This window comes from Arthrobacter sp. A2-55, assembly GCF_025548615.1.
In the GTDB taxonomy this organism is placed as follows: Bacteria; Actinomycetota; Actinomycetes; order Actinomycetales; family Micrococcaceae; genus Specibacter; species Specibacter silviterrae.
On sequence record NZ_JAJLOZ010000052.1, the window covers coordinates 1 to 25,909 of the forward strand.

Here is a 25,909-nt window from a genome sequence, read left to right on the forward strand (position 1 = left end):
TCGTGTTGGGCGTGGCGGGCCCAGGCGTCGAGGGAGTCGTAGAGTGTTTTGGCGGGGCCGCCGTCCCGGTCTCGGCGCGTTCGCAGGGCTCACTGCTCGACCACCGGGCCTCGACGCGTTCGCAGGGCTCACTGCTCGACCGCCGGGGTGCTGCTTGGGTCTCGACGCGTTCGCAGAGCTCACTGCTCGACCACCGGACCGCGCCACGGATTCCTAGCTGTGCAGCAGCAGCTCGGTGGCTTCGGCAATGTGCTCAATCTGCTTGACGGTGAAATTCGGCGGGATGGTCCCCGGGCCGTTCGGGCTCAGCGGCACCAGGGCATGCGTGTAGCCCAGCCGGCTGGCTTCCTGGATGCGCTGGTTGATCCCCGGCACCGGACGGACCTCCCCTGCCAGCCCCACCTCGCCAAAGGCCACCATTTTGGAGTGGACGGGCTTGTTGATCTTGGCCGAAGCGATGGAAAGCGCAATGGCCAGGTCCATGGCCGGTTCGGTCAGACGTGCCCCGCCCACCGTGGCCACGTAACTGTCGTCTGCATCCAGCCGGACCCCCGCGCGCTGCTGCAGCACGGCCAGGAGCATCCCAACCCGGGTGGAGTCGAGGCCGCTGACGGTGCGGCGGGGCTGGGATCCCGCGGAAGGCGTCAGCAGGGACTGGACCTCGGCGAGCAAGGGGCGGCGCCCCTCCATTGTCACCGAAATGCACGTGCCGGAGACGGGGTGGGAGATGCGGGAGGTAAACAGACCGCTGGGATCGGCCAGGCCCTCAATGCCGTCGTCGGTCAGGTCAAAGCAGCCAACCTCGTCCGTCTGCCCGTAGCGGTTTTTCACTGCCCGCAGCAGGCGCAGGCGCGAGTGGCGTTCGCCGTCGAACTGGCAGACAACGTCCACCAGGTGTTCAAGCAGGCGGGGCCCTGCAATGGAGCCGTCCTTGGTCACATGCCCCACCAGCAGGGTGGTCATGTTCAGCCGCTTGGCCGCCGCAATGAGCGACGCAGCCACCTCCCGCACCTGTGAAACGCCGCCGGCGCTCCCGTCCACCAGGGCGCTGCTAAAGGTCTGGACGGAGTCGACAACCAGCAGCACAGGCTGGATGGCTTCCACCTGGCCCAGGGCCGTGCCAAGGTCGGTTTCGGCGCCTAGGTAAAGGGTGTCGGCCACGGCGCCGATGCGTTCGGCGCGCAGCTTGACCTGCGCGGCGGATTCCTCGCCCGTCAGGTACAGCACCTTGTGGGGCGCCCGGCCGTGCTCATTGCGCGCAAACTTCGCGGCGACATCGAGCAACAGCGTGGATTTTCCGACGCCGGGTTCCCCCGCCAGCAGGATCACGGCGCCGGGCACCATGCCGCCCCCCAGCACGCGGTCAAGTTCCGGCACGCCAGTCAGGTTGTGGGCAGCCTTGGACGCGTCCACCTCAGAAATCAACTGGGCCGGGCGCACCACAGTGGTGGCCGCCGTCGTCCGTACCACCACGGTGCCAATTTCCTCCAGGGTGCCCCACTCCTGGCACTCGCCGCATCGGCCCACCCACTTGACCGCCGTCCAGCCGCATTCGGTGCAGCGGAAGTTCTGGCCCGTGGACTTGGTGGCCTTGCTTGTCTTTGTTGCCATGGTTCAACCCTAATGCCGGGCACTGACACGCCGGCCGCAGCGGGGCATCCAGTGTGGAAAACTACAGCCGGGGCAGCAGGTCCCGGGCTTCGGCAGGATCCATGTTGGCCGTTTCGAGCAGGTCCACCATGAGGGTGCGGAACAGCAGCACCACTGCCTCGCCCTCGAGCCGGGTGACCTCCAGCCTGGCCGGGTGGAGCCGGGTTGCGATGTCGGCCAGGGCGTCCCGGGCATGGCTGAGGGAGGCGCGGGCGGTGCCGGAGCGGTCGTGGGCCAGGGCTGCGGCGAGTTCGTCGACAGCCGCCGCCGATTCACTCATGACGTCGGCCAGGTGCGCGGCGCCGGAGCCGGACAGGGCGGAATTGTTGATGACGCTGGTCAGGCGCCGCGACAGCACCCGGCTGGACCGCATGGCGTAATCGACCCGTTCCATGACCTTCGCCAGACCGTCGACCTCCTCCAGGTGGCGCCGGTACAGGGGGGAGAGGCGGGCAATTTCGACGGCGCCGCGCAGTCCCTGGCGCATTGCATCGATGCGGGGCTGCTGGCTGCGGGCGCGCACCAGGGCGTGCCAGGCGGCGGTGGCATCATCGTAGGCCAGCGCCGACGCGCATTCACGCAGCACCAGCGACAGCTCGCCCAGCATGACCTTCAGATCGTCCTTGGGAGCGCGGCGGGGGTCGCGGGGCACCAGGACGGTGGCGGCGAGGGCAAAACAACCGCCCACGACGGCGTCAATGCTGCGGGTGAACGGGCCTCCGGGGGATGCCGGCAGCAACACCACCAGAAGCGACTGAAGGGCCAGCTGCGTGGTGAAGATGGCGCCGGAATCCAGGAGGCGGGCCAGCAGAATGGACGCGAAAACCACCAGGGCGGCCTGCCAGATGCCCGATCCCAGCCAGTGGAGGAGGAAATCGCCGAGTGCGATGCCGATGGTGCAGCCGAGACCGACCTCCAGCACCCTGCGCAGGCGCGGGTCCCTCGAAAAGCCGAGGGCAATGATGGCGCTGGTGGCCGCGAACAGGGGGCCCGTGTGGCCCAACACGCGTTCGGAAAAGTAGTAGGCACCCACGGCGCAGACGGTGATCAGCAGCGCCGGGACCACGGAATTCCAGCTCCGGCGCAGCCCCAGGCGGGCGCGGCGCTTGAGGAAACTGACGGCTTGGACGGGCCTGTCGGGCGCTGGCATGGACACCAGTCTATGCGCGCGGCGGGCCGGGTTTAGTCGCCGCTTTCGTTCAATCGGGCGAGGAGGTCGGCCAGGCGCCGGACTTCCTCGATGTCCCATGTTGAAAGCCGGTCGAAGAGGAGCTGCCTGGCGTGCGACTGGGTTGCCGCATAGCGTGCCTGGGCTTCCGGGGTCATATCCACCAGCTGGCCACGGCCGTCCGAGGGATCCGCGGTGCGGGTGACCAGCCCAAGGGCCTCGAGCTGCTTGATGGTGCGGCTCATGACTGCCTTGTCCGTGCCGACCTCGTGCGTCAGGGCCACCTGCTGCACGGCCCCGGACAACGCCAGCAGCATGAGCACCTTGAAGCCCATCGGCTGCAGCTCCGGATGGATGGCGGCTGCCCGGGTCTTCAGGGACTTGCGGGTCTTGACCAGCATGGTCCCGAGCTCGATCTCGGCAGCCCGGATGGCTTGGGCCATGTCGGTGCCGGCACCCGCAGTTCCCGAACCGGTTGACGCGTTCGACGGCGGCACGGCGAACGGCGTGCGTGTGCAGTCCATGTCAGCTGCGCGCCGGGGACTTGTCGGTATCGCGGACTTCGTCCAGGTTGCCGGCGGGGACCGGCGTTGCCGCGACCAGGGCTTCGCTGGCGTCAACCAGGATCTGCTCGGCGTCGACGAGCCCATCGAGCCCGCGGCGGGCTTCGCCGGCGTCGGACTTTTCACGCTGGTCGCGCGTCTGGTTGCTCAGCTCGAGGTTCGGCAGGAACACGACCGCCAGGATGGTCAGGATGCTCAGCGGCGCGGCCACCATGAAGACGAAGGCCACGGAGTCGCCGTAGCTGGACTCGATGATGGACCGGACGGAATCGGGCAGCCCGTTCACGGCGGGGATGTTGCCGCTGGCCAGGCTGGCGGCAAGGGCCTTGCCCTGGGTGCCGAGCCCGGCGATCGCGGCGTGAAGTTCAGCAGCCCTGCCGCCCAGGGTGTCCACGACCTTGGTGGCCATGAGGGCGCCCAGGACGGAGACGCCGATGGTGCCGCCGAGGGAGCGGAAGAAGGCAATGCCGGAGCTGGCAACACCAATTTCCGCCGGGGTGACGGCGTTCTGGACGATGAGGACCAGGTTCTGCATGACCATGCCCAGGCCGGCACCCAGGACGAACATGTACACGGAGACCAGGACGAAGTTGGTGTCGTAGTGGATGGTCCCCAGCAGGTACAGGCCGGCCAGCTGGAGCACGGAGCCCGTCACCATGATGGCCTTCCATTTGCCGAACTTGGAAATCATGGCGCCGGCGATCGTGGAGATGATCAGCAACCCGGCCATCATGGGGATGGTCATCAGCCCGGACTGCGTTGCGTTTGCCCCTCGGGCCAGCTGCATGTACTGGGCCAGGAAGACGGAGGTGCCGAACATCGACACACCAACGGAGATCGAGGCAACCACTGACAGTGTGAAGGTGGCGTTCTTGAACATGGACAGCGGGATGATGGGCTCGGCGGCCTTGACCTCAACGATCACGAAGGCAATGAGGGCCGCCACGGCTCCACCAACCATCAGGGCCGTGGTGGAACTGGCCCAGTCGAACTGGTTTCCGGCCAGGGACACCCAGATGAGCAGCAGGGACACGCCGGCGGACAGCAGTGCGATGCCGGCGTAGTCGATGGAGACCTTGCGCTTTGCCTGGACCGGCAGGTGGAGGGTCTTCTGGATGAGGATGATGGCGATGGCCGCAAAGGGAAGGGCCACGAAGAAGTTCCAGCGCCAGTTGATGGCGTCGGTGATGAAGCCGCCAATCAGCGGCCCTCCCACGGTGCCCAGTGCCATGACGGCGCCGAACAGGCCCATGTACTTGCCGCGTTCACGCGGGGAGATGATGTCCGCCATGACGATCTGGCTCAGTGCCGTCAGTCCGCCGGCCCCCAGACCCTGGAAGACGCGCATGGTGATGAGCATTGAGGTGTCCTGCGAAAAGCCGGCGATGGCGGAGGAGACCACGAAGACCAGCAGCGACAGCTGCAGGAGCACCTTTCGGTTGGAAAGGTCCGCCAGCTTGCCCCAGATCGGGGTGGAAATGGTGGTGGCCAGCAGGGTCGCCGTGACCACCCAGGTGTACGCGGTCTGGTCGCCGTGCAGGTCGGAGAGGATCACAGGAAGTGAGGTTGAGACCACGGTGCCGGCGAGGATGGAGACGAACATGCCCATGAGCAGTCCGGTCAGGGACTGGATCACCTGGCGGTGGGACATGCCCGAGTCGGACAGGCCGGGCCCGGCCTTGGTGACGGTGGAAGTTTGCGACAAAACGGCTCCAAAAAATGGGGGAGAAAGGTTGATTGATGTCAACTATATGCAATTAGTTGCCTGAGGACAACAAATAAGGACGTGAGCTATGTCGCACTGTGAAAACCAAGAATCCCATTAGCGTTAACCTTCTGTTCACTTTGGGTGGACCGTCGCGTCACCTGCCGCCCGTAGCTTCAAATGGTAAGGAATCCCCAGACACCCATCGAAGAGGTAAATCGCGTGAAGGCACTTCACATTGGCCGCGTGGCAGCAGTTCTCACCGTCGGCGCTCTCGCCCTGACTGCCTGCGGCACGGACAACGCCGTGACCCCTGGCAACGGCGGCTCCTCCACCAGCGCCGCAGCCGGCGCATCCGTCACCGGCACCCTGACCGGCACGGGCGCCACCTCCATCTCCGCCGCCATGGACGCCTGGAAGGCCGGATTCGAATCCGCCAACTCCGGCGCCACCGTGCAGTACTCGCCCGAAGGTTCCGGCGCAGGCCGCAAGGCACTCATCGCCGGCGCCGTGCAGTTCGCCGGCTCGGACGCCTACATGAAGGACGCCGAGCTTGCCTCCGCGAAAGCCAAGTGCGGCGCCGCCGGCGCCATCGACGTCCCGTGGTACATCTCCCCGATTGCCGTGGCGTTCAATGTCCCCGGTGTCAAGGACCTCAAGCTCGACGCCGACACCATCGCCAAGATCTTCCGCGGCGACATCAAGAACTGGAACGACGCCGCCATCAAGGCATCCAACCCGTCCGTGACGCTGCCGAACCTGGCCATCACGCCCGTGCACCGCTCCGACAACTCGGGCACCACGGACAACTTCACCGACTACCTGGCCCAGGCCGCCAAGTCGGTCTGGACCGACGCGAAGTCCGGCGACTGGCCCGCAGCCCTCCCCGGTGAAAACGCCAAGGGCACCTCCGGCGTGGTCAAGACCGTGACCCAGACCGCCGGCGCCATCACCTACGCCGACGATTCCGCCGTCACCGACGCCCTGGGCAAGGTTGAGCTGAAGGTTGGCGACAGCTACGTGCCCGTCACCGCCGAAGCCGCAGCCAAGGCCGTGGACCAGGCCAAGCCCGTTGCCGGCCGCTCCGCCAACGACCTCTCGCTGAAGCTGGACCGCACCACCACGGTTGCCGGCGCCTACCCGGCCGTCCTGGTCTCCTACGCAGTCTTCTGCGGGAGCTACCCCGATGCCAAGACCGTTGACCTGGTCAAGGCATTCGGCCACTACGCAGTGAGCGACGCCGGCCAGAAGGCCGCAGTCTCCGCTGCGAAGAGCGCCCCGCTCTCCGCAGCGCTCGCCGCGAAGGCGAAGGCCGCGATCGACTCCATCACCGTCGCGGCAAAGTAAGCGGCGAAGCAACATAAAAGGCAATAGATTGTCCACCACCAAGTCCGCGCGCCGGGCCGGAACGGGGCGCACCGGAGACAAAGTGTTCTCCGGTGCGGCCCTGGGCGCCGGCGTGCTCATTGTCGCAGTGCTGTTCGCTGTCGCCATGTTCCTGGTCATCCAGGCCCTGCCGACATTCAGTGCCGCCCCGGCCGACATTACGGGGGGCAAGGGGTTCCTCTCCTACATCTTCCCCATTGTCGTCGGAACGCTGATAGCAGCAGCCATTGCGCTGGTCATTGCCACACCCATCGGGGTGGCAGTGGCCTTGTACATCTCCCATTACGCGCCCCGCAACATGGCGCGCGGGCTTGGCTACGTGGTGGACCTTCTTGCCGCCATTCCCTCCGTCATCTACGGCGCCTGGGGGGCCACCTTCCTGGCTTCCCAGCTGAAGGCGCCGTACCAGTGGCTGGCGGACAACCTTGGCTGGTTCCCGCTCTTTGGCGGTCCGGCCTCCGGGACAGGGAAGACCATCCTGACGGCCGGCATCGTGCTTGCGGTCATGGTGCTGCCCATCATCGCCTCCCTGACCCGCGAAATTTTCCTGCAGACGCCCATGCTGCACCAGGAGGCCGCACTGGCACTGGGTGCCACACGCTGGGAAATGATCCGCATGGCAGTGCTCCCCTTTGCCCGCGGCGGCATCATCAGCGCCGTCATGCTGGGCCTCGGGCGTGCCCTGGGTGAAACCATGGCCGTGGCCCTGGTGCTCTCCTCCGGACCGATGATCGCCTCACTGATCCGCTCCGGCAACCAGACCATCGCTGCCGAGATCGCACTGAACTTCCCCGAAGCCTTCGGCCTGCGCCTCAATGAACTCATCGCCGCCGGCCTGGTCCTGTTCCTCATCACCTTGCTGGTGAACATGGTGGCCCGCTGGATCATCAGCCGCCACAAAGAATTCTCGGGAGCCAACTGATGGCCACGCTCATGACCGAACGGAAACGCTCCGCCCTGACCCGCGGGCGCCTGCCCAAGTCCACCCCCTGGGTGGTGGCCGCCTCTTCCATCGTGGTCGCTGCGGCACTGATGTCCCTTATCGGCTTCAACGTCTTTGGCTGGGCAGTGCTCTCCGCCGTGCTGTTTGCCGCGGGCAATGTGGTGAGTTCCGCCGTCGTCGAAGGACGCCGCAAGGCCACCGACAAGCTGGCCACCTCGCTGGTGCTCGGCGCCTTCCTCGTGGCGCTGCTGCCGCTTGTCTCGGTGATCTGGACCGTGCTGGTCAACGGCGTCCCCGGCCTGCTGGCCCCCGGCTTCCTCGGCACGTCCATGAAGGGCGTCACGGGTGCCATTGACAACGCCTCCGTCGCCAACCACACCCCGGTGCTGGGCGGCGTCTACCACGCGTTCCTGGGCTCCATGCTCATCACGCTGTGGGCCACGCTCATCTCCGTCCCCGTGGGCCTGCTGACCTCCATCTACCTGGTGGAATACAGCGACGGCAACAAGTTCTCCAAGGTCATCACCTTCCTGGTGGACGTCATGACGGGCATCCCCTCCATCGTGGCGGGCCTCTTTGCCGCCGCGTTCTTCGGCCTGGTCATGGGCCCCGGGACGAAAACCGGCTTCGTTGCCGCCGTCGCCCTTTCGGTGCTGATGATCCCGGTGGTGGTCCGCTCCAGCGAGGAAATGCTCAAGATTGTCCCGAATGAGCTGCGCGAGGCCGCGTACGCCCTGGGCGTGCGCAAGTGGCGCACCATCCTGAAGGTGGTCATTCCGACGGCGATCTCCGGCATCGCGTCCGGCGTCACCTTGGCCATTGCCCGCGTCATTGGCGAGACGGCGCCGCTGCTGGTCACGGCCGGCTTTGCCACGCAGATCAACTCGAATGTATTTGCCGGGTGGATGGCGTCCCTGCCCACGTTCATCTACACGCAAATCATGACGCCGACCTCGCCGTCGAACCCCGACCCGTCCAACCAGCGCGCCTGGGCCGCGGCCCTGCTGCTGATCCTGCTGGTCATGCTCCTGAACCTCGGCGCCCGCCTCGTGGCCCGCATCTTCGCGCCCAAGACCGGCCGCTAGAACCCCAGAACGGAAACACCCACAATGTCCAAACGCATCGACGTCAGCGACCTCAACGTCTACTACGGCGACTTCCTCGCCGTGGAAGACGTCAACATCACCCTCGACGCCAAAAGTGTCACCGCCTTCATCGGCCCCTCCGGCTGCGGCAAGTCCACCTTCCTGCGCACCCTGAACCGCATGCACGAGGTCATCCCCGGCGCCCGTGTCGAGGGGAAGGTGCTGCTGGACGGTGACAACCTCTACGCCGACGGCGTGGACCCCGTCACGGTGCGCAGCCAGATCGGGATGGTCTTCCAGCGCCCCAACCCGTTCCCCACCATGAGCATCCGCGACAACGTGCTGGCCGGCGTGAAGCTGAACAGCCGCCGCATGGCCAAGTCCGACGCCGACGCCCTCGTGGAAAAGTCACTGCAGGGCGCCAACCTGTGGAACGAGGTCAAGGACCGCCTCGAAAAGCCCGGCTCCGGCCTCTCCGGCGGCCAGCAGCAGCGCCTCTGCATCGCCCGCGCCATTGCCGTCTCTCCCGACGTGATCCTGATGGACGAGCCCTGCTCCGCCCTGGACCCCATCTCCACCCTGGCCATTGAGGACCTCATCAATGAGCTCAAGGACGAATACACCGTGGTGATCGTCACGCACAACATGCAGCAGGCGGCCCGTGTGTCCGACAAGACCGCGTTCTTCAACATCGCCGGCACCGGCAAGCCCGGCAAGCTGATCGAATTTGCCGAGACCGCCACCATCTTCAACAACCCCGGCCAAAAGTCCACCGAGGACTACGTTTCCGGCCGCTTCGGATAACCTCCGGCGCCTTCACGGCGCGGCGCCTTCACGGCGCGGCGCCCGTCACCGGGCCGCATTCAGCCCAGGGGCGACAGGGCCAGGTAGAACACGGCACCCAACAGGGCACAGGCCACGGGTGTGGCGAGCCACATGCCCACAATGCGCGCCATGACGGGCCCGTTGGTGCCCGGGAACTTCTGGTTCCGGCCGGCCCCCGCGATGGCCGAGGTGACGGTGTGGGTGGTGGACAGCGGCAGCGCCAGGCCAATGGCACCCACAAACAGCAGCCCGGCCCCCACCAGCTGGGCCGCGTTGCCGCGCAGCGGGTCAATCCGCACCAGCCTGTTTCCCATGGTGTAGGAAATTCGCCAGCCACCAAACAACGTCCCCACCGTGAGCAGGGTTGCCGTGAAAATGGGCACCCACAACGGCATGTCCCCGGCCGCCCCCACACCGGCAGCCAACAGCGCAAGCGTGAGGACCGCCGTCGTGCGCTGCCCGTCCTGCAGTCCGTGGCCAAAGGCCACCGCCGCTCCCGCCACCGATTGCAGCTGTCGGGTGCGGCGGTTGACCCTGTTCGGCGCGGAATTCCGGGCCGCCCAGGCACTGGGGTAGACCGCGGCGAAGCCCAGGATGTAGGCCACGACGGGGGAGAGGAGGAGCGGCAGCACCACCAGGCTCAGGAGCATGGTGTCGATGCCCTGCAGCGGCGCATGGCCCAGCAGCGCCGAACCAAGTGAGGCGCCAAGCAGCCCGCCAATCAGCGCATGGGTGGAGGAGGACGGATAGCCGCCCCGCCACTGGTGGATGCCCCACAGGCAGGCGCTGACCAGGGCTGCCAGCAGCAGGATCAACCCGCCGCGGCCTGGCGGGAGCACAATGATGCGGCCGGCAAAGGCGGCGGTGAGGGTCACGCTGACCAGGGCGCCGAGGCAGTTGAACAGGCCTGCCAGGAGCACGGCGATGGTGGGTGTGAGTGCCCGGGTGCGGACGGAGAGTGCGACGGCGGAGGAGACGTCGCGGAAGCCGTTCAGGAAGGCGAACACGGCCGCCCCGGCGATGACGGCGCCGAGCAGGAGCCCCACCAACGTCAGGATTCCTTGACGATGATGCTGCCCACCTGCGTTGCGACGGCGCGCAGCTGGCGGCTGGCGGAGGCAAACTGGTCCGCGAGGGTGCGGTACTTTACGAAACTGGTGGGGCTGTGGTTGTCCATGAGCTCGGCCACCAGGGTGCGGTGGGTGTGGTCGGCCCGCTTGGCCAGGCGCAGCACCTCAAGCCAGTAGTCCTCCAGTGAGTCAAGGTCGTTGAGCGATTTCATGGCCGACGCCGTGAGCTCCGCCTGCCGGGAAATGATCTCCAGCTGGTCGCTGGCGCGGGCTGAAACGCGGTCCAGCCGGTAAAGGTTCACCAGTTCGGCGGCGCCGGTGAGGATTTCGCTGGTCTCATTGAGGAGGCGGCCCAGTGCGAAGAGGTCTTCGCGGGGCAGCGGGTTGATGAAGCTGGTGCGCATGGCGGTGAGCAGGGTGGCGAATTCGGCCGTTGAGGCGCCCTCATGCTGGCGCATGGTTTCGGCCAGGGCGGGGAAGTCGGCACGCCCGGCGCCCAGGAGCTCGGCGAGGGTCTGCGTGCCGGCTGTGATTTGTCCGGCCATGCGGGCCAGGGAATCCAGTCCGGCAGTCTCTTGGGGGAAGAATCGCAGCTTCACGGCAGGACCTGTGGTTTCTGGGTGGTAGGGGGCCTATCCGGGCATAAAAGTGGTGTCGAACCGGGAGCGCCTCTCGGCACAGGGCCGCTCGAAGCGGCTAAAAAATGGAGCCCGGGGGTTCCGCAGTTCGACACCACTTTTAGTGTTCTACGTCCGGCGTCCCCTGTCAACCGAAGCCCCTTGGCGGCCGATTCAACAGGTGGCGGGGCGCACAATTTCCGCCGTGGAATTTAGTCGAGTTCGCCCTTGCGCCAGGATGCCGCGGCGCCTTCAAGGTCCTCGGCCGTCCGCACCAGCTGGTGGGCCTTTTTGTTCAGGGCCTGGGCGTGCTCCGGGTGTGCGGCCTTCCTGTCAACGGCCACGGTGGCCTGCCCCAGTGCCACCACCCGGCAAAATGCGGCGGAACGCTCCAGCGCAACGTCAAAGTCGCCGTCGAACGCCCCGGAAAGGATGGCGTCCGCCATGGTGGTGATTTCATCAGCGCCAGGGGGCTCCGCAACGCCCGCCACGGCGTTGGCCACCTGGGCCTGGTGCTGCCCGGCACGGAAGAAGATGCTGATGCCCTCCGGGTCCTGGAGGGTGGCCGCCCGCAGGGCGTACAGCCGCCACAGCGCACCGGGCAGCGAGCGGGCCGGGCTGGCGGCCCACATCTCGGCGATGGCTTCCAGGCCCTGCCTGTCGGCCAGCTTCACCAGCCGCTTGGTGATGGCGGGGTCATTGCTTTCGCGGCCGCCGCGCACCAGGGCACGGGCAGCAAGGTGCGCAGCCTCGGACACCCTCGCGGGATCCGTGCCACCGGTGAACGGCTCAAAGTCGGCCGGGGCAAACGGCAGCGGCTTGTGCGGTCGGGGAGCGTGCGGGGCTGGTCCTTGGTTCATGACACGACACTACCGCTGCCGCAGGGCAGGGTCGAGGGTGGCGGGGCCGCAATTGCGTTGCAGTGCATGCCGTGCGGTAGTCTAAATTTCGACAACTTTTCCTTACGGATTGGCTGTCAAGAGGTATGGGCCTTTAGCTCAGTTGGTAGAGCATCGGACTTTTAATCCGTGGGTCGCGGGTTCGAGCCCCGCAGGGCCCACCCTTCACACCAAAAAGCCCCCGGACGCCGCCCGGCGTCCGGGGGCTTTTTGGCGCCGCCGCCGCGGATGGCAAGATGGTTTCATGAGCCCAAACGCACCCGCACTTGCCCTGACCATCGCCGGATCCGAAGCGACGGGCGGGGCCGGCGCCCAGGCGGACCTGAAGACGTTCCAGGAACTGGGCGTCTTCGGCATCGTCAATCTCACCTGCATTGTCTCCTTTGACCCGAAGGACAGCTGGAACCACCGCTTCGTCCCCGTGGACCAGCAGGTCATCGCCGACCAGCTGGAGGCGACAGTGGCGGCGTACGGCCCACAGTCCGGCGCGCCGAGCATTCTGGAGACCGTCAAAATTGGCATGCTGGGCAGCCCCGACACCATTGGCACAGTGGAAACGGCACTGAAAAATGCCGCCTTCAAGCACGTGGTGCTGGATCCCGTCTTGATCTGCAAGGGCCAGGAACCCGGCCATGCCCTGGACACCGACCAGGCCCTCAAGGCCCAGATCCTTCCGTTGGCCACCTTTGTCACACCCAACCACTTTGAGGCAGAGTCGCTCTCCGGCCTGAAAATCAACACTGTTGAGGACCTCAAGGCGGCCGCCCGCAGGATCCACGAGATCAGCGGCGCCGCCGTGCTCGCCAAGGGCGGGGTGCGGCTGGAAGGCCCGGACGCCGTCGACGTTTTCTTTGACGGGGACACCCTGGAGGTCCTCTCCGCCCCCAAGGAGGGCGAGGTGGCCGTTTCCGGGGCCGGCTGCTCGCTGGCCGCGGCCGTGACGGCGGAACTGGCCAAGGGTGCCACCACGCTGGAGGCGGCACGCACGGCCAAGGCGTTTGTCACAGAAGGCATCAGGAACAGGGTGTCCTCGGGCGCCCCGTTCACGGCCCTGTGGCAGGGCGGCGCCGGGCGTTAGCGCTCTGTTGCCAGCCACGCGCCATTGTGCCAAGCTCGCTTTATGAGTGACGACATTGTTGACCAGGCCGAAGCGTTTGACGCCGGCGTAACTACGTCCCGCAACGATGCAGCGCACCGCTACGAGCTCCACGTTGGCACGGATTTGGCGGTCATCATCGTCTTTCGCGAGCTGCCCGGCCACATCGACCTGATCCACACGGATACCCAGGAGGGCTTCGAAGGGCGCGGGCTGGCCCGGGTGCTGGTGCGGTACGCCCTCGATGACGTGGTGGCCTCGGGCAAGCGCATCATTCCGCACTGCCCCTATGTGGCCAAGATCGTGGCGCGGAACCCCGATCTTTACAGGCAGTACACGGACGTTCCGGAGGACGAGTTCTAGGTGTCGCGTCCGGCCGCGCTGGTCACCGGCGCCACCTCCGGACTGGGCGCGGAGTTCGCCCAGCAGCTGGCCCGATCTGGGCATGACCTCATCCTGGTGGCGCGCACCGTTCCCCGGCTGGAGGCCAAGGCAGTCCGGCTGCGCGCCGACTTCGGCGTGCAGGTTGAGGTGCTGCCGGCTGACCTGCTGACGGACGACGGCGTTGCCTCCGTTGGTGCCCGGCTTGCGGACCCTGCGCGGCCGGTTGCCGTGCTGGTGAACAATGCCGGCTTCGGCCTGGTGCACGCCTTCGAGGGAAATACGGTGGAGCAGGAGGCGGACCACCTCCAGATCCTGGTGACGGCACCCATGAAGCTCATGCATGCCGCACTGGGGCCCATGCTGGCCCGGAAGGACGGGCGCATCATCAATGTCGCCAGCGTGGCCGGTTTCATCCCGCGCGGCTCCTACGGTGCGGCCAAGGCCTGGGGGATCAGCTTCAGCCGCTTCGCCAACCTGCGCTACCGCCCGCGCGGTGTCACCGTCACGGCCGTGTGCCCCGGCTTTGTCCACACCGAATTCCACCAGCGCATGGGTGCCAGCATGGGCCGCATCCCGAAGTGGATGTGGCTGGAACCGGACGTTGTGGTGCGCCAGGGGCTGGCCGACTCCGCCGCCGGCAAGTCGGTGTCCATTCCCACCCGGCGGTACGCCACGCTCATTGCCCTCTCCCGGCTGGTTCCGGACAAGGTCGCCGCGGCCGCCGGCAACCGCGGGCGGTAGCAAGGGTTACCGGCGGGGCCCGGCTGCTCGGGTGGCGTCAGCGCCGCGTCAGGAATGGCCCGCCGGCCGTATCGATCGCGTAAAAATCGCTGGCGCCGGGCCCTGGGCATGGTCCCATAAAAGCATGGACGGAACGGCAGGGCGGGCCCCGGAGGGGGCCCCGGTGGATGGCGGCCCGGTGGACAAGCGCTTGGTGGACAGTGGCCTGGTGGCCGTGGACGACGGCGGCGACTTCTCGTACTACGCCACGGCGGGCGCCCTTGAGGCGGACTATGAATACCCGGGGGACTTGGTGTGCGTGCTGGACCGGCGGGGCGGTGCATTCCAACTGGCAGCGGCCGGATCATCGCGGGTGAAGTTGGTCCCAGCAGCCGCCGCCGTCGATTATTCCTGGTTGCGGAAGGCCTGGCTGGAAGCCCAGCGCCGCCACCCCCGCCGCTACCCGCTCCGCCGGTTTTATCCCGACAGCAGGGAGACGCTCCTGGCGGCAGTGTTTGAATGCCTCTACCTGCGATGGACGGCGGAACCGTGGCCGCCGCCGTCGGACGTGGCAGCCGGGCGCATCCTGGCGGACCCCTTCGGGCACCGCTACAAGGCGGCGAAACTCCCTTCCCTGACCCAACTATGTATCAGAAACTCCATTAAAAATGCGATTTTCGTCGAAATTCCTGCAGTTTCTGACTCACAGTTGTGAGGGGAGGGATGTTTTCTACGGACAGTAGAAATTAGTGCGTTTCGGGGCTATGCTCCGAGTATGGGACACGAAATTGAGCAGGCCAGGGAGAATTCGCCGGTGGTTTCCGCGGTAGTAGCCGGTGCGGCACGCGGTGATCCGGCCTCCCGGCTGCGGGAAAGTTTCCGCTCGGAACTGGTGAAGAAGGAAGAAGACGTGGTGGATGCCGGCTGGGCCGGCGGCATCCCCGCCCAATACGGCGTGGCGCCCAGGATCCGGGTGGGGCGAAACAAGTGGTTCAACCTGCTGTGGCTGGTCCCGATCGGCCTGCTGCTGCTCATCGTGGGAATCGCCGTGGCCAAGGGCCTGCGCGAACTGCCTGGCGTGCAGGAATTCATCGCGAAATACCCGGGCACCTCGCCGCTGCCCGCCACCGCGCCCGTGGGCCTGCCTGCATGGATTGGCTGGCAGCATTTCCTGAACATGTTCCTGATGGTTTTCATCATGCGGTCCGGACTGACCATCATTGCCGACCACCCCAGGTTTTACTGGACCCGCCACTCCACGCCCGGCAAGGACTGGTTCCGGGTCCAAAAGCCCATCCCGCATGATCCGCTGTACACGGCAAAGGCAGACTCCATCACCCTTCCCAACGGCGTGGGGCTGCCGGGCCAGCGGCACTCGATCGGGCTGGCCCGCTGGTGGCACCTGGGCGTGGATTCCCTGTGGCTGCTCAACGGTGCTGTTTTCTTTGTGCTGCTTTTCGCCACGGGGCAGTGGATGCGCCTGGTGCCGATGGGCTGGGACGTGTTCCCGAATTCCGTCTCGGTGGGCATCCAGTACCTCTCCCTGGACTGGCCGGTGGACAACGGCTGGGTCAACTACAACTCCCTGCAGGTGGTTGCCTACTTCATCACCGTTTTCATTGCCGCCCCGGCCGCCCTGGTCACCGGGCTGGGCATGTCCCCGGCACTGTCCACGAAGTTCCGGCGCATCAGCTCGGTCTTCAGCATCCAGCTGGCGCGTTCCCTGCACTTTTTGGTGTTTTGCTGGTTCGTGCTTTTCATTGTGGTCCACGTGACGCTGGTCCTGACCACAGGCGCCCTGGCCAACCTCAACCACATGTACGCCTCGCAGGACAGCAGTGCGTCCTGGCTTGGTTTTTGGATCTTTGCCGGCTCCATGGTGGTGCTCATCGCCGCCTGGGTGGCCGCCACCCCCGTCACCTACAAGTATCCGCGCAAGGTGCAAAGGATCAGCTACGCACTGATCGGCCCGGTCCAGCGGCTCTTTGAGCACGTTGACTCCAAGCCGGGGCAGTACACGGAAAAGGACATCTCGCCCTATTTCTGGCACAACGGCTACTACCCCGCCACGGATGAATACAAGGAACTCCGCGCCGGCAACTTCAGCAACTACACCCTGCGCGTCAACGGCCTGGTGGAAGACCCCGTGGAACTCACCCTTGAACAAATCAGGGCCCTGCCGTACCACGAACAAATCACCCAGCACTTTTGCATCCAGGGCTGGTCCGGGGTGGCCAAGTGGGGCGGGGTGTCGATGCAGACCATCGTGGACCTGGTCAAGCCCAGCCCGGAAGCCAAGTGGGTGGTGTTCTACTCCTTCGCCGAGGGCCCCGACTCAGGCATCTACTACGACGCCCAGCCGATCGAGCAGATGGGGTACCACCTGACCATGCTGGCCTACGACATGAACGGGGAGGAGCTGCCGTACGGCCACGGGGCGCCGCTGCGGCTGCGCAATGAAGTCCAGCTGGGCTTCAAGATGGTCAAGTGGATCAAGGGCGTGGAATTTGTGGCCCACTTTGACGAAGTGGGCGGCGGACAGGGCGGCTACAACAACGACCACGAGTTCTTCGGCTACAGCCAGTCGATCTAACCCTTCCCCGGACCGCCGCCGCGGTCCGTCAGGGCAGGCCCACCGTGACCGGGATGCCGGTGCCCGGGGTGGGCGGCTCGTAGGAGTCGTCAAAGGGCAGGTAGTCCATGTCCAGCAGCGGGTTCTCATCCTGCGTGGCCACCAGTTCCTGCGCCTCTTCCAGCGTGGCCACGCTGGGCATGGAGCCGGGCAGCGGCTTTTGGGCGGACTCGCGCAGGAAGTAGATGGCCACCGCGCCAACGGCGGACGTCGCCATGAGGTAGTAGGCCGGCATCATGTCGTTGCCCGTGAGCGTGATCAGCCCCTGGATGATGAACGGTGCCGTGCCGCCAAAAAGGGCGACGGCGAAGTTGTAGGCAATGCCCATGCCGCCGTAACGGCTCGACGTCGGAAACAGTGCCGGCAGGGACGACGCCAGGTTGGCCACATAAAAGGTCACCGGGAAAGCGATGAGGGCCAGGCCCAGCAGCGTGGACCAGATGGCCCCCACACCAATGAGCATGAACGCAGGCACGGCCAGGACCACGGTGCTCAGGGCGCCGACCCATAGCACGGGGCGGCGGCCCACCTTGTCGGAGAGGCGCCCCGTGAGCGGGATGCACAGGGCCATGGCCACCAGGATGGGGATGGTGAGCAAGGTGCCGTGGACGGGGTCGTAGCCCTTGGAATCGGTCAGGTACGTGGGCATGTAGGAGGTCAGTGCGTAGCCCACGGTGTTGGCCGCGGCCACCAGCACCATGGCCAGCAGGATCTGCCGCCAGAACACCCTGACCAGCCGGACGGGGCCGTTGGAGGTGGCCTCGTCGCCTGCTGCAGCGGCCTTGGACGTTTCCTCCGCGGCGTCCAGTGTGGCCTGGAACTGGGGCGATTCCTCAATTTTCAGGCGGAAATAAACGGCGACGGCGCCGAGCGGGCCAGCAGCCAGGAACGGCAGGCGCCAGCCCCACTGTTCCATGGCGTCCTGGCCCAGCGTCAGCTGCAGCACCGACACCAGTGCGGCGCCGATGGCGAAGCCAAGGTAGCTGCCCAGGTCAAGGATGCTGGCGAAGTAGCCGCGGCGCGCGTCCGGTGCGTACTCGCTGACAAAGGTGGTTGCGCCGGCGTACTCGCCGCCCGTGGAGAATCCCTGGACAAGCTTGAGCAGCACCAGCAGCACGGCGGCCCAGATGCCGATCTGTGCGTAACCGGGCAGCAGGCCGACGGCGAACGTGGAGGCGGCCATGACCAGCAGTGTTGCGGCCAGCACCTTTTGCCGGCCCACCTTGTCCCCGAGCCAGCCAAACACGACCCCGCCAAGGGGGCGGGCCAGGAACGTCGCGGCGAACGTGCCCAGCAGGAACAGCGTCTGCACGGCGGCGTCGGCCTCCGGCAGGAACACGGGCCCCATGGTGGCGATCAGGTAGCCAAACACGCCCACGTCGTACCACTCCATGGTGTTTCCGACAACGGTGCCGCCAAGGGCTTTTCTCAGCATGGGCGTATCCACGACATTGACGTGGTCGACGTCCAGGCGGCGTCTCTTGAGTTTTGGCAGGAGCGGTTTTTTTGGCCTTGCCTGCGATGGTTCTGCGGTGTCCCCGACACCTGTTTCCGGTTGAATCGTGCTTCGGTCCATGGGCATTTGCACATCCCCTTACGGAGGTCATTTGCTTGCGGTTTTTAGCTTTCTCGCTACGGGCAGACCATAAATTCTAGCAGATGGACTAATTCAAGCCCTGGGGAGAGGTCCGTCACACAGGCAAAAAGCCCTTGAAAGTCCGCCATTTTGGGGACCTTCAAGGGCTTTATTGCTAGCTGTTTTGGCTGACCAGCTGGCCGGTGGCGGGTGCCTCGGCGGCTGCCGCCGGAGCGCGCACTGCCCAGCGCTTCAGGGCAACCACGGCCAGCGCAGCGACAACGGTTCCCACCAAGATGGCCGTGATGAACATGCCGATGTTGCCGATGGCGAAGAAGACGAAGATGCCGCCGTGGGGTGCCTGCGAGGTGACGTGGAAGCCCATCGTAATGGCGCCGGTGACGGCACCGCCCAGCATGGTGGACGGGATGACCCGCAGCGGGTCGGCCGCGGCGAAGGGGATGGCGCCTTCGGAAATGAAGGAGGCACCAAGGAGCCAGGCGGCCTTGCCGTTTTCACGCTCGGCCAGGGAGAAGCGCTTCTTGTCGATCACGGTGGCCAGGGCCATGGCCAGCGGCGGGACCATGCCCGCGGCCATGACGGTGGCCATGATTTCCCACGGTGCGTGGTTCAGCGCTGATCCTGTGCCCAGGCCGGCAACTGCGAAGGCGTACGCCACCTTGTTGACGGGGCCGCCCAGGTCGAAGCACATCATCAGGCCCAGGACAATGCCCAGCACCACGGCGGACGCCCCGGACATGCCCGTGAGCCAGTGGTTCAGGCCGTTGGACAGTGCCGCGATGGGGCCGCCAAGGAACAGGAGCATGGCGCCGGAGGCGATGATGGAGCCCAGCAGCGGGATGATGACCACGGGCATGAGCCCGCGCAGCCAGCGCGGAACCTGCCAGGTGCCGATCCAGTAGGCGGCAAGGCCGGCCAGCAGGCCGCCCACCAGGCCGCCCAGGAAGCCGGCGCCCATGAACACGGCCACCGCTCCGGCCGTGAAGCCGGGTGCAATGCCGGGCCGGTCGGCGATGCCGAAGGCGATGTAGCCGGCCAATGCCGGGACCAGGAAGCCCATGGACAGCCCGCCGATCTTGAACGCGACAGCGCCCAAGTACAACAGGAGGTTGCCGCCGTCGGGCAGGTTCAGCAGCGTGTTGTCCGCCAGGATGTGGTCGGCCTGGCCGTTCAGTCCCAGCCCGTATCCGCCCAGCAGGAAGCCGAGCGCGATGAGCAGTCCGCCGCCGGCCACAAACGGGATCATGTAGCTGACACCGGTCAGCAGCACCTTCTTGACCTTGGTGCCCAGGTGCTCCCCGGCCGCCTCTGCGTTGTGCTCGGCAGCCTCCTCGGCGCCAAAGTGCGGCACCCGGTGTGCATGGGGGTCCGTGGCAGCCGCAAGGGCCTCCTGGATCATCTTGGCCGGTTCGTCAATGCCGCGCTTGACGGGGGCGTTGATGACGGGCTTGCCGGCAAAGCGTTCCTTGCCGCGCACGTCAACGTCGACGGCGAAGATCACGGCGTCGGCCGCGGCGATGACGGCGGGGTCCAGGGGCGTCACGGCGCCCGAACCCTGCGTTTCCACCTGGAGCTCTATCCCGGCCTCCTTGGCGGCTTCCACGAGCGAATCGGCGGCCATGTAGGTGTGGGCGATGCCGGTGGGGCAGGCCGTCACGGCGACCAGGCGCTTCGGGGCGGCGGCGACCGGGGCCGAAGCCGGGGCCGCAGCGGCAGCCGGGCCGGCCGCCGCGGTGCCTGGCTTTGGCGCCTCAGCCAGTGCGCCGTCGACCAGGGCCACGATCTCCTCCGGCGTTGCGGCGGCGCGCAGGGCTGCCGTGAAGTCCTTCCTGATGAGGGAACGGGCCAGCTTGGAAAGCAGCTTGAGGTGCTCGTTGTCGGCGCCGGCCGGGGCGGCAATGAAGAAAACAATGTCCGCGGGGCCGTCCTTCGCGCCGAAGTCCACGGCCGGGGACAAGCGGGCCATGGCAAGCGTGGCCTCGCGGACGGCCGATGAGCGGCAGTGCGGGATGGCGATCCCGCCGGGCACGCCCGTGGCGGTTTTCTGCTCGCGGGCCAGGGCATCCGCGTACAGGCTTTCGACGTCCGTGGAACGGCCTGTGCCGGCAACCAGCTCGGCCAGCCTGCGGATCACGGAGGGGGTGTCGGTGCCCAGGTTGGCATCCAGGGCCACCAGGGCGGTGTTGATGAGGGTTGTCATGTCATTTTTCCTTGACAGGGGTCAGCGCCGTCACGGCGACGTCGGCGGGGTGGGTTTGCTTGAGGGAGGGAACCAGTGTTCCGGGGAGGGAAGCGGCGGCCGCCCCATGGGCCACGGCTTGCTGCAGGCATTCGGCGGGGGTGTCCCCACGCAGGCTGGCCAGCAGATATCCGGCGAGGGCGGAATCGCCCGCGCCAACGGTGCTTTTGGCGGCGATGACGGGACCCTTGGCGAGCCAGCTGCCGTCTGCCGTGACCAGCACGGCGCCACGGGAGCCCAGCGTTGCCAGCACGGCCCCGATGCCCCGCTCCACCAGGGACGCCGCGGCGCTCGCGGCCAGGAAGGGATCTGCCTCCAGGGATGGTCCGTCGCCAATGCCGGTCAGCTCGGCGAGTTCCTCCGCATTGGGCTTGAGCAGGTCGGGCGACCCGGCCACGCTGGCTGCCAGCGGTGCGCCGGAGGAGTCGACGGCGATGCGCGGGGAGTCCGGGCCGTATGTGGCCCGGACCGCGGCAATCACGCGGGCGTAAAAATCCTCCGGCGACCCCGGCGGCAGGGAACCGGCCAGCACCAGCCAGGCGGCGCCGTCGGACTTCTCCACGGCCAGCTTCAGCAGCGAGGCGAGCTGGGCGGCGGAGAGTTCGGGGCCGGGTTCGTTGACCTTGGTGGTGGTGCCGTCGGGTTCGGTGATGGCCACATTGCTGCGCAGGGGGGCGCCGATGGGGAGGGAAAGGTGCGGGATTTCCTCGCGGCCCAGCGCCAGCACGACGTCGTCTCCCGGGTCGCCTGGCAGCAGCGCCAGGGCGTCGGTGCCGGAAGCGGTGAGGGCGCGGACGATGTTCACGCCCTTGCCGCCGGGATGGGCGGAGGCGGCGGCGGCCCGCTGGACCTCGCCGCGTTCCAGCCGGCCGGGCAGTTCGATGGTGCGGTCCAGGCTGGGGTTGGGGGTCAGGGTGAGAATCATGCCAGCACCACCTCGACGCCGGCGGCTTCCAGTGCGGCGGCAAGATCGGGTGCGGGGGCGGTGGTGGTGATCAGGGTGTCGACCTCTTCAAGGGTGGCAAAGCGGACAAGGGTTTCGGCGCCGAGCTTGGAGGCATCGGCAAGGATGACAATTTGGCGGGCCGCACGGACCATGGCGGTCTTGGTGGCGGCTTCAACGGGGTCCGGGGTGCTCAGGCCAAAGTCCGCGTGGACGCCGTTGGCTCCGAGGAAGGCGATGTCGGGGCGGAGGGCGCCGAGCTGTTCGGTGGCGCGGGCCCCCACCACGGCGCTGGTGAGCCCGCGGACCCGGCCGCCCAGGATGTCCAGCAGCAGGTGGGTGTTGTTGGAGAGCGTGGCGGCGATGGGCAGGGAATTGGTGATGGCGAGCAGTTCGTCGCCTTCGTTGGCGGGGGTCCAGGCCGCCAGCTTGTCAGCAAGGGCTGCAGTGGTGGTGCCGGAGTCCAGCAGGATCGAAACGGTCTGGGCTTGGGGGATCAGGGCCAGGGCGGCCGCGGCAATCCGCTGTTTTTCATCCAGCCGCTGGCCCTGCCGCTCAACCAGGCTCGGTTCGGAACGGCTGAGCCTGTCCAGGGCGACGGCGCCGCCGTGGACACGCCGCAGCACGCGCCCGTCTTCCAGGGCGGCCAGGTCGCGGCGGACTGTTTCCTGGGTGATGGCGAAGAGGTCGGCCAGCTCGTTGACGCCGACCCGGCCCTGTGCGCCCACCAGTTCGGCAATGCGCTGGTGCCGTTCTTCCGCAAACATGGCGTTCCTTCCTCCGGTCCATCGCGTGACGGGCATCACATGATGTTGTTTCACATGACTTTATCTGTGTTTGTCTTCGCTTGTCAAGGGAAAACAACATAAACGCAGATTCGGGCGGGCGTGCCGGGTTTGGATCCGCCGGTTCGGGGTGCCGGCGGCGCTGCGTGGTGCGTAGGCTGGCCTGATGGAAACGGTTGCGTGGTCCCGCCCGGAGAACGAACGCGCAGACACGCCGTTGCTGCTGATGCTTCACGGCTACGGCTCCAGCGAAAAGCGCATGGCTGAGGCGTTTGCTGCCATGCCCCGGGGATTTACCTGCGCCGCGCCGCGTGGTCCGCTGGATGTGGGCGGCGACTGGGGCTGGTTCCTGCTGGACTACTTTCTGGACAACGACTTTGCCGAAGTGGTCGCCGCCGCCACGAAGGTGCTGGCCTGGCTGGACACCGTGACGGCCACGTACAAGTTCAGCTCCGTCTCCGTTCTGGGGTTCTCGCAGGGCATGGCCATGGGCACCACGCTCATCCGCCTGCGCCCCGGGATGTTCACGGCAGCAGTGGGACTCTCCGGTTTCGCCCTGCAAAACGACCTCCTCGGCGCGATGGAGCCGCTGGCCCGCAAGGTCCCGTTCCTGTGGGCCCGTGATACGGAAGACCTGGTCATCAACCCTGACGCCACGGCATTCACGGCCGAATGGCTGGCCGCCAACACGGATCTGCAGCAGGCCCGCTACGAAGGCCTGGGCCACAACCTCCGGGCCGACGAGCTCTCCGACGTGGCCTCTTTCCTGACGGCCAACGTGCCCGGCTCCTTCGTGCCGCGCGGGTAGGCGCCGCTCAGCCCCGCGGAAGCGCCGTCCCGCGGGAGCGCCGTCCCAAAAGCAGCCCAAAGGCGCACGCCGGTTCAACCAAAAGGTTGATGGCCGCCGTCGTGCGCGTCAATAGGCTGGAAGCAAAGCCCAACCAGCGAAGGAACCCCATGAAAAAGCTCTTCTATTCGTCATTCGCCTACATGGTGGTCGGCGTGCTTTCCGGCCTGTTTTACCGCGAATACACCAAGGGAAAGTCATTCGAAGGCTTCACACAGCTTTCCGTGGTCCACACGCACCTGCTGACCCTCGGCTTCATCGTCCTGCTGATTGTGCTGATCCTCGAGAAGCTGTTCACGCTGTCGAAGTCGCGCCTGTTCAGCTGGTTCTTCTGGACGTACAACGCCGGCCTCATCCTCACCGCCGCCATGATGGTGGTCCACGGCATGCTGCAGGTCCAGGGCGCCACGGACGTCTCCGCCGCCATCGCCGGCATTGCAGGCCTGGGCCACATCCTGCTCTCCGTTGCCATGGTGCTGCTGTTCCTGGCGCTGCGGACCCGCCTGTTCGGCGCCGGCAAGGAAAGGGTCGACGGCGGCGCCAAGGTGGCGCTGAAGGGTTGAGCCGGGCGCCGGCCGGGCCTGCTGGCGGTTAGGCTTGGAGCCAGGTCTACGGGAAGGTTTCGCATGGCGCGCAAGGATGTGGAAAAGGCGGGGAAGCCAAATCCCGCCGTCGGGCTGGCTGCCGCGGCCGCCTTTGACGACAAGGGCAGGCCCAAGCCCGCAGTGCACGGCATGCTGCTCAAGGCCGTGGAGGTGCAGCGGCCCCTGGTCCTGGCCAACCTGCGCCGGCTGCGCAAGAAATACCCCAACGCCACCGCCTTCGAGCTCAGCCAGCGGCTGGAACGCGACTTTCTGAACGGGGTCGGCACCGGCGGCGCGGCCATTGGCGCCACGGCCATCATTCCCGGCGTGGGGACAGTTGCGGCGCTCTCCATCTCGGCCGCCGCCACGGTGGTCTTCCTGGAGGCCACGGCGCTTTACGCCCAGTCAGTGGCGGAGCTGCACGGCGTCCGGCTGGCGGACCCGGAGCGGGCACGGCTCACCGTCATGGCCATCATGCTCGGCGACGAGGGCACGGCCATGCTTGCCGGACTCACGGGGCACGCCATCGGCAACGGCAAGACTCCCATGCAGGCCTGGGGCAAGACGGTGGGCAAGAGCATGCCCATCTCGGCGGTGAAGGCCATGGTCGGATCGCTGCAAAAGAAGTTCGTCAAGCGGATTGCTGTCCGGGGCGGTGCCTCGGTGGTGGGCAAGGCCCTGCCATTCGGCATCGGCGCAGCGGTGGGCGGCGTGGGCAACTACATGATGGGCCGTGCGGTGGTGGCCTCCACGCTCCGCGCATTCGGCCCCGCCCCGCTGGAGATCCCGGCGGAGCTTCTGGCTGAGCTCGATGCTCCCAAGGAGAAAAAGCCCCGCGCCGTGCGGAACTAGGCGCCTGCTTCAACCATTTGTCAGTGGAAGACCAGCGTTGCGAGGGTAAAGATGGCCAGGCCGGCCAGGGAACCCACCACGGTGCCGTTGATGCGGATGAACTGCAGGTCCTTGCCCACCTGGAGCTCGATCTTTTGGCTGGTCTCCACGGCGTCCCATCGCTCCACCGTGTCCGTGATGATGGACGCGATCTCGTGCTTGTACGTGCGCACCAGGTAGGACGCGGCGTCGGAGATCCAGGCGTTGGCCTTGCCGGCCAGTTCGGGATCGGTGGCCAGGCGCGTGCCAAATTCCTGCACGGCCCCCGTGAACTTCAGGCGCAATTCCGACTGCGGATCGTCTACGGCGTCAAACAAGGCCTTCTTGATGGTTTCCCAGGTGCGCCCCGCCAGGTTGCGGACCTCGGGGTCGCCCAGAACCTGCGCCTTGATGTTTTCGGCGCGGGCAATCATGGCTGGATCGTGCTGGAGCTCCTGGGCCAGGTCCGCGAGGTAGCTGTCAAGCTGCTGGCGGAGCTCATGGTGCGGATCGTTCTGCACGGCGCGGGCAAACTTGTAAATCTCGGTGTAAATCTTGTCCCCCACCAGCCCATCCACAAATTGCGGTACCCAGGCCGGGGAGCGGTCGGAGACCAGCCCGGAAATGGTGTCATGGTTGGCCTGGATCCACAGGGTGGACCGGTCGACCAGCAGGTCCACCAGGGCGTGGTGGTGGCCGTCGGCAAAGATCCGCTCCGCCACCTTGCCGATGGGCGGGCCCCAGGGCGGGTCAACGAGGTGCTTGCGGACCATGGACTCGATGACGTCCCGGACGTCGTCGTCCTTCAAAACCGCCATGGCGCCGCGCATCGCGGCCGCGCCCTCCCTGGCCACGCGCTGTGCGCTGGCGGGCTTGGACAGCCAGGCACCCACCTTTTCCGCAATCTGCGTCCCGGCCAGCTTCTCCGCCACCACGTTTTCAGAGAGGAAGTTGGTTTCCACAAATTCGCCCAGCGACGCCCCGATCTGGTCCTTGCGGTTGGGGATGATGGCCGTGTGCGGGATCTTGATCCCCATGGGGTACTTGAACAACGCGGTCACGGCGAACCAGTCGGCCAGGGCGCCCACCATGCCGCCCTCCGCCGCCGACCGGACATACTCCAGCCACGGGTACTGCCGGGCGAACGCGAACGCAACACAAAAAATCACGGCCATTGCCACCAGCAGCGCCAGGGCAATGTTTTTCATGCGGCGCAGGGCAGCTGCCTTTTCCGCGTCCGGATGGGGCGCGCCGGAAGTGCCTGCCTTCGGTGCCGTGCGTTGTTCGGGATGCGCCATAAT

24 protein-coding genes and 1 tRNA gene are annotated in these 25,909 nt (G+C 66.6%); 13 read left to right on the forward strand and 12 right to left on the reverse strand.

Annotation, left to right across the window (positions count from 1 at the left end):
* Positions 1 to 213: 213 nt before the first annotated feature.
* From radA to LPN03_RS14115, 4 genes are all read right to left on the reverse strand, one after another.
* On the reverse strand, positions 214 to 1,611 hold the full coding sequence (gene radA, locus LPN03_RS14100; RefSeq protein WP_262454713.1) for a DNA repair protein RadA: 1,398 nt from the start codon (positions 1,609 to 1,611) through the stop codon (positions 214 to 216).
* Positions 1,612 to 1,672: 61 nt separating this feature from the next.
* Positions 1,673 to 2,800, reverse strand: a complete 1,128-nt coding sequence (locus LPN03_RS14105) for an FUSC family protein (protein ID WP_262454714.1) — start codon at positions 2,798 to 2,800, stop codon at positions 1,673 to 1,675.
* A 32-nt stretch (positions 2,801 to 2,832) separates the two neighbouring features.
* Entirely contained in the window at positions 2,833 to 3,342 is a 510-nt protein-coding gene (locus LPN03_RS14110) for a MarR family winged helix-turn-helix transcriptional regulator (protein ID WP_262454715.1), read from the reverse strand.
* A gap of 1 nt (position 3,343) precedes the next feature.
* On the reverse strand, positions 3,344 to 5,032 hold the full coding sequence (locus tag LPN03_RS14115; protein WP_262454740.1) for an MDR family MFS transporter: 1,689 nt from the start codon (positions 5,030 to 5,032) through the stop codon (positions 3,344 to 3,346).
* Between the two features lie 276 nt (positions 5,033 to 5,308).
* Here LPN03_RS14115 and pstS point away from each other — a divergent pair, with 276 nt between their 5' ends.
* Genes pstS through pstB form a run of 4 tightly spaced genes read left to right on the forward strand, consistent with a single transcriptional unit; the run spans position 5,309 to position 9,304 of the window.
* The gene (gene pstS, locus LPN03_RS14120; protein ID WP_262454716.1) at positions 5,309 to 6,433 is read left to right on the forward strand and encodes a phosphate ABC transporter substrate-binding protein PstS; all 1,125 of its coding nucleotides are present in this window, start codon (positions 5,309 to 5,311) and stop codon (positions 6,431 to 6,433) included.
* A gap of 28 nt (positions 6,434 to 6,461) precedes the next feature.
* Positions 6,462 to 7,394: a phosphate ABC transporter permease subunit PstC gene (gene pstC, locus LPN03_RS14125; protein WP_262454717.1), complete on the forward strand. Its 933-nt coding sequence runs from the start codon at positions 6,462 to 6,464 to the stop codon at positions 7,392 to 7,394.
* Between the two features lie 11 nt (positions 7,395 to 7,405).
* On the forward strand, positions 7,406 to 8,500 hold the full coding sequence (gene pstA, locus LPN03_RS14130; protein WP_410468598.1) for a phosphate ABC transporter permease PstA: 1,095 nt from the start codon (positions 7,406 to 7,408) through the stop codon (positions 8,498 to 8,500).
* Between the two features lie 24 nt (positions 8,501 to 8,524).
* Entirely contained in the window at positions 8,525 to 9,304 is a 780-nt protein-coding gene (gene pstB, locus LPN03_RS14135; protein ID WP_262454718.1) for a phosphate ABC transporter ATP-binding protein PstB, read from the forward strand.
* 59 nt (positions 9,305 to 9,363) lie between these two features.
* Here the strand turns inward: pstB and LPN03_RS14140 are convergent, their stop codons facing one another.
* From LPN03_RS14140 to LPN03_RS14150, 3 genes are all read right to left on the reverse strand, one after another.
* Complete coding sequence (locus LPN03_RS14140) at positions 9,364 to 10,374, reverse strand: anion permease (RefSeq protein WP_410468599.1); 1,011 nt, start codon at positions 10,372 to 10,374, stop codon at positions 9,364 to 9,366.
* 2 nt (positions 10,375 to 10,376) lie between these two features.
* A complete protein-coding gene (locus tag LPN03_RS14145; protein WP_262454719.1) occupies positions 10,377 to 10,994 on the reverse strand; it encodes a DUF47 domain-containing protein in 618 nt (205 codons plus the stop codon).
* A 230-nt stretch (positions 10,995 to 11,224) separates the two neighbouring features.
* Entirely contained in the window at positions 11,225 to 11,872 is a 648-nt protein-coding gene (locus LPN03_RS14150) for a hypothetical protein (RefSeq protein ID WP_165180406.1), read from the reverse strand.
* A 127-nt stretch (positions 11,873 to 11,999) separates the two neighbouring features.
* Here LPN03_RS14150 and LPN03_RS14155 point away from each other — a divergent pair.
* From LPN03_RS14155 to LPN03_RS14180, 6 genes are all read left to right on the forward strand, one after another.
* Positions 12,000 to 12,072, forward strand: a tRNA-Lys gene (locus tag LPN03_RS14155).
* A gap of 83 nt (positions 12,073 to 12,155) precedes the next feature.
* A complete protein-coding gene (locus tag LPN03_RS14160; protein WP_262454720.1) occupies positions 12,156 to 12,989 on the forward strand; it encodes a hydroxymethylpyrimidine/phosphomethylpyrimidine kinase in 834 nt (277 codons plus the stop codon).
* A gap of 42 nt (positions 12,990 to 13,031) precedes the next feature.
* Positions 13,032 to 13,370, forward strand: a complete 339-nt coding sequence (locus tag LPN03_RS14165; RefSeq protein ID WP_262454722.1) for a GNAT family N-acetyltransferase — start codon at positions 13,032 to 13,034, stop codon at positions 13,368 to 13,370.
* Positions 13,371 to 14,132, forward strand: a complete 762-nt coding sequence (locus tag LPN03_RS14170; RefSeq protein WP_165180403.1) for an SDR family NAD(P)-dependent oxidoreductase — start codon at positions 13,371 to 13,373, stop codon at positions 14,130 to 14,132.
* A gap of 124 nt (positions 14,133 to 14,256) precedes the next feature.
* Complete coding sequence (locus LPN03_RS14175; protein WP_165180402.1) at positions 14,257 to 14,826, forward strand: hypothetical protein; 570 nt, start codon at positions 14,257 to 14,259, stop codon at positions 14,824 to 14,826.
* A 60-nt stretch (positions 14,827 to 14,886) separates the two neighbouring features.
* Positions 14,887 to 16,704, forward strand: a complete 1,818-nt coding sequence (locus LPN03_RS14180) for a molybdopterin-dependent oxidoreductase (protein WP_262454723.1) — start codon at positions 14,887 to 14,889, stop codon at positions 16,702 to 16,704.
* A gap of 28 nt (positions 16,705 to 16,732) precedes the next feature.
* On the opposite strand, the gene LPN03_RS14185 is transcribed toward LPN03_RS14180, so the two are convergent.
* The 4 genes from LPN03_RS14185 to LPN03_RS14200 form a co-directional block, all read right to left on the reverse strand.
* The gene (locus tag LPN03_RS14185; protein WP_262454724.1) at positions 16,733 to 18,325 is read right to left on the reverse strand and encodes an MFS transporter; all 1,593 of its coding nucleotides are present in this window, start codon (positions 18,323 to 18,325) and stop codon (positions 16,733 to 16,735) included.
* Positions 18,326 to 18,494: 169 nt separating this feature from the next.
* Entirely contained in the window at positions 18,495 to 20,540 is a 2,046-nt protein-coding gene (locus tag LPN03_RS14190) for a fructose-specific PTS transporter subunit EIIC (protein WP_262454725.1), read from the reverse strand.
* A gap of 1 nt (position 20,541) precedes the next feature.
* Positions 20,542 to 21,504: a 1-phosphofructokinase family hexose kinase gene (locus tag LPN03_RS14195; RefSeq protein WP_262454726.1), complete on the reverse strand. Its 963-nt coding sequence runs from the start codon at positions 21,502 to 21,504 to the stop codon at positions 20,542 to 20,544.
* A complete protein-coding gene (locus LPN03_RS14200; RefSeq protein ID WP_262454727.1) occupies positions 21,501 to 22,289 on the reverse strand; it encodes a DeoR/GlpR family DNA-binding transcription regulator in 789 nt (262 codons plus the stop codon). Before LPN03_RS14200 ends, LPN03_RS14195 begins: the two co-directional genes overlap by 4 nt.
* 184 nt (positions 22,290 to 22,473) lie before the next feature.
* On the opposite strand from LPN03_RS14200, the gene LPN03_RS14205 reads away from it, so the two are divergent.
* The 3 genes from LPN03_RS14205 to LPN03_RS14215 all read left to right on the forward strand — a co-directional run bounded on the left by LPN03_RS14205 (position 22,474) and on the right by LPN03_RS14215 (position 24,590).
* A complete protein-coding gene (locus LPN03_RS14205; protein ID WP_262454729.1) occupies positions 22,474 to 23,115 on the forward strand; it encodes an alpha/beta hydrolase in 642 nt (213 codons plus the stop codon).
* Positions 23,116 to 23,264: 149 nt separating this feature from the next.
* Complete coding sequence (locus LPN03_RS14210; RefSeq protein ID WP_262454730.1) at positions 23,265 to 23,717, forward strand: DUF2871 domain-containing protein; 453 nt, start codon at positions 23,265 to 23,267, stop codon at positions 23,715 to 23,717.
* A 63-nt stretch (positions 23,718 to 23,780) separates the two neighbouring features.
* On the forward strand, positions 23,781 to 24,590 hold the full coding sequence (locus LPN03_RS14215; RefSeq protein ID WP_240901604.1) for a hypothetical protein: 810 nt from the start codon (positions 23,781 to 23,783) through the stop codon (positions 24,588 to 24,590).
* 20 nt (positions 24,591 to 24,610) lie between these two features.
* On the opposite strand, the gene LPN03_RS14220 is transcribed toward LPN03_RS14215, so the two are convergent.
* Complete coding sequence (locus LPN03_RS14220) at positions 24,611 to 25,906, reverse strand: DUF445 domain-containing protein (RefSeq protein WP_262454731.1); 1,296 nt, start codon at positions 25,904 to 25,906, stop codon at positions 24,611 to 24,613.
* Positions 25,907 to 25,909 lie beyond the last annotated feature (3 nt).

Excerpts from the sequence above, each read along its gene's own strand:
- LPN03_RS14150 (WP_165180406.1), bottom strand. The coding sequence starts at position 11,872 with ATGAACCAAGGACCAGCCCCGCACGCTCCCCGACCGCACAAGCCGCTG.
- LPN03_RS14115 (WP_262454740.1), bottom strand. The coding sequence starts at position 5,032 with ATGTCCCACCGCCAGGTGATCCAGTCCCTGACCGGACTGCTCATGGGC.
- LPN03_RS14200 (WP_262454727.1), bottom strand. The coding sequence starts at position 22,289 with ATGTTTGCGGAAGAACGGCACCAGCGCATTGCCGAACTGGTGGGCGCA.
- pstA (WP_410468598.1), top strand. The coding sequence starts at position 7,406 with ATGACCGAACGGAAACGCTCCGCCCTGACCCGCGGGCGCCTGCCCAAG.
- LPN03_RS14180 (WP_262454723.1), top strand. The coding sequence starts at position 14,887 with ATGGGACACGAAATTGAGCAGGCCAGGGAGAATTCGCCGGTGGTTTCC.
- LPN03_RS14175 (WP_165180402.1), top strand. The coding sequence starts at position 14,257 with ATGGACGGAACGGCAGGGCGGGCCCCGGAGGGGGCCCCGGTGGATGGC.
- LPN03_RS14220 (WP_262454731.1), bottom strand. The coding sequence starts at position 25,906 with ATGGCGCATCCCGAACAACGCACGGCACCGAAGGCAGGCACTTCCGGC.
- LPN03_RS14190 (WP_262454725.1), bottom strand. The coding sequence starts at position 20,540 with ATGACAACCCTCATCAACACCGCCCTGGTGGCCCTGGATGCCAACCTG.
- LPN03_RS14110 (WP_262454715.1), bottom strand. The coding sequence starts at position 3,342 with ATGGACTGCACACGCACGCCGTTCGCCGTGCCGCCGTCGAACGCGTCA.
- LPN03_RS14165 (WP_262454722.1), top strand. The coding sequence starts at position 13,032 with ATGAGTGACGACATTGTTGACCAGGCCGAAGCGTTTGACGCCGGCGTA.
- LPN03_RS14215 (WP_240901604.1), top strand. The coding sequence starts at position 23,781 with ATGGCGCGCAAGGATGTGGAAAAGGCGGGGAAGCCAAATCCCGCCGTC.
- LPN03_RS14185 (WP_262454724.1), bottom strand. The coding sequence starts at position 18,325 with ATGCCCATGGACCGAAGCACGATTCAACCGGAAACAGGTGTCGGGGAC.
- pstB (WP_262454718.1), top strand. The coding sequence starts at position 8,525 with ATGTCCAAACGCATCGACGTCAGCGACCTCAACGTCTACTACGGCGAC.
- LPN03_RS14195 (WP_262454726.1), bottom strand. The coding sequence starts at position 21,504 with ATGATTCTCACCCTGACCCCCAACCCCAGCCTGGACCGCACCATCGAA.
- radA (WP_262454713.1), bottom strand. The coding sequence starts at position 1,611 with ATGGCAACAAAGACAAGCAAGGCCACCAAGTCCACGGGCCAGAACTTC.
- LPN03_RS14210 (WP_262454730.1), top strand. The coding sequence starts at position 23,265 with ATGAAAAAGCTCTTCTATTCGTCATTCGCCTACATGGTGGTCGGCGTG.
- LPN03_RS14105 (WP_262454714.1), bottom strand. The coding sequence starts at position 2,800 with ATGCCAGCGCCCGACAGGCCCGTCCAAGCCGTCAGTTTCCTCAAGCGC.
- LPN03_RS14205 (WP_262454729.1), top strand. The coding sequence starts at position 22,474 with ATGGAAACGGTTGCGTGGTCCCGCCCGGAGAACGAACGCGCAGACACG.
- LPN03_RS14160 (WP_262454720.1), top strand. The coding sequence starts at position 12,156 with ATGAGCCCAAACGCACCCGCACTTGCCCTGACCATCGCCGGATCCGAA.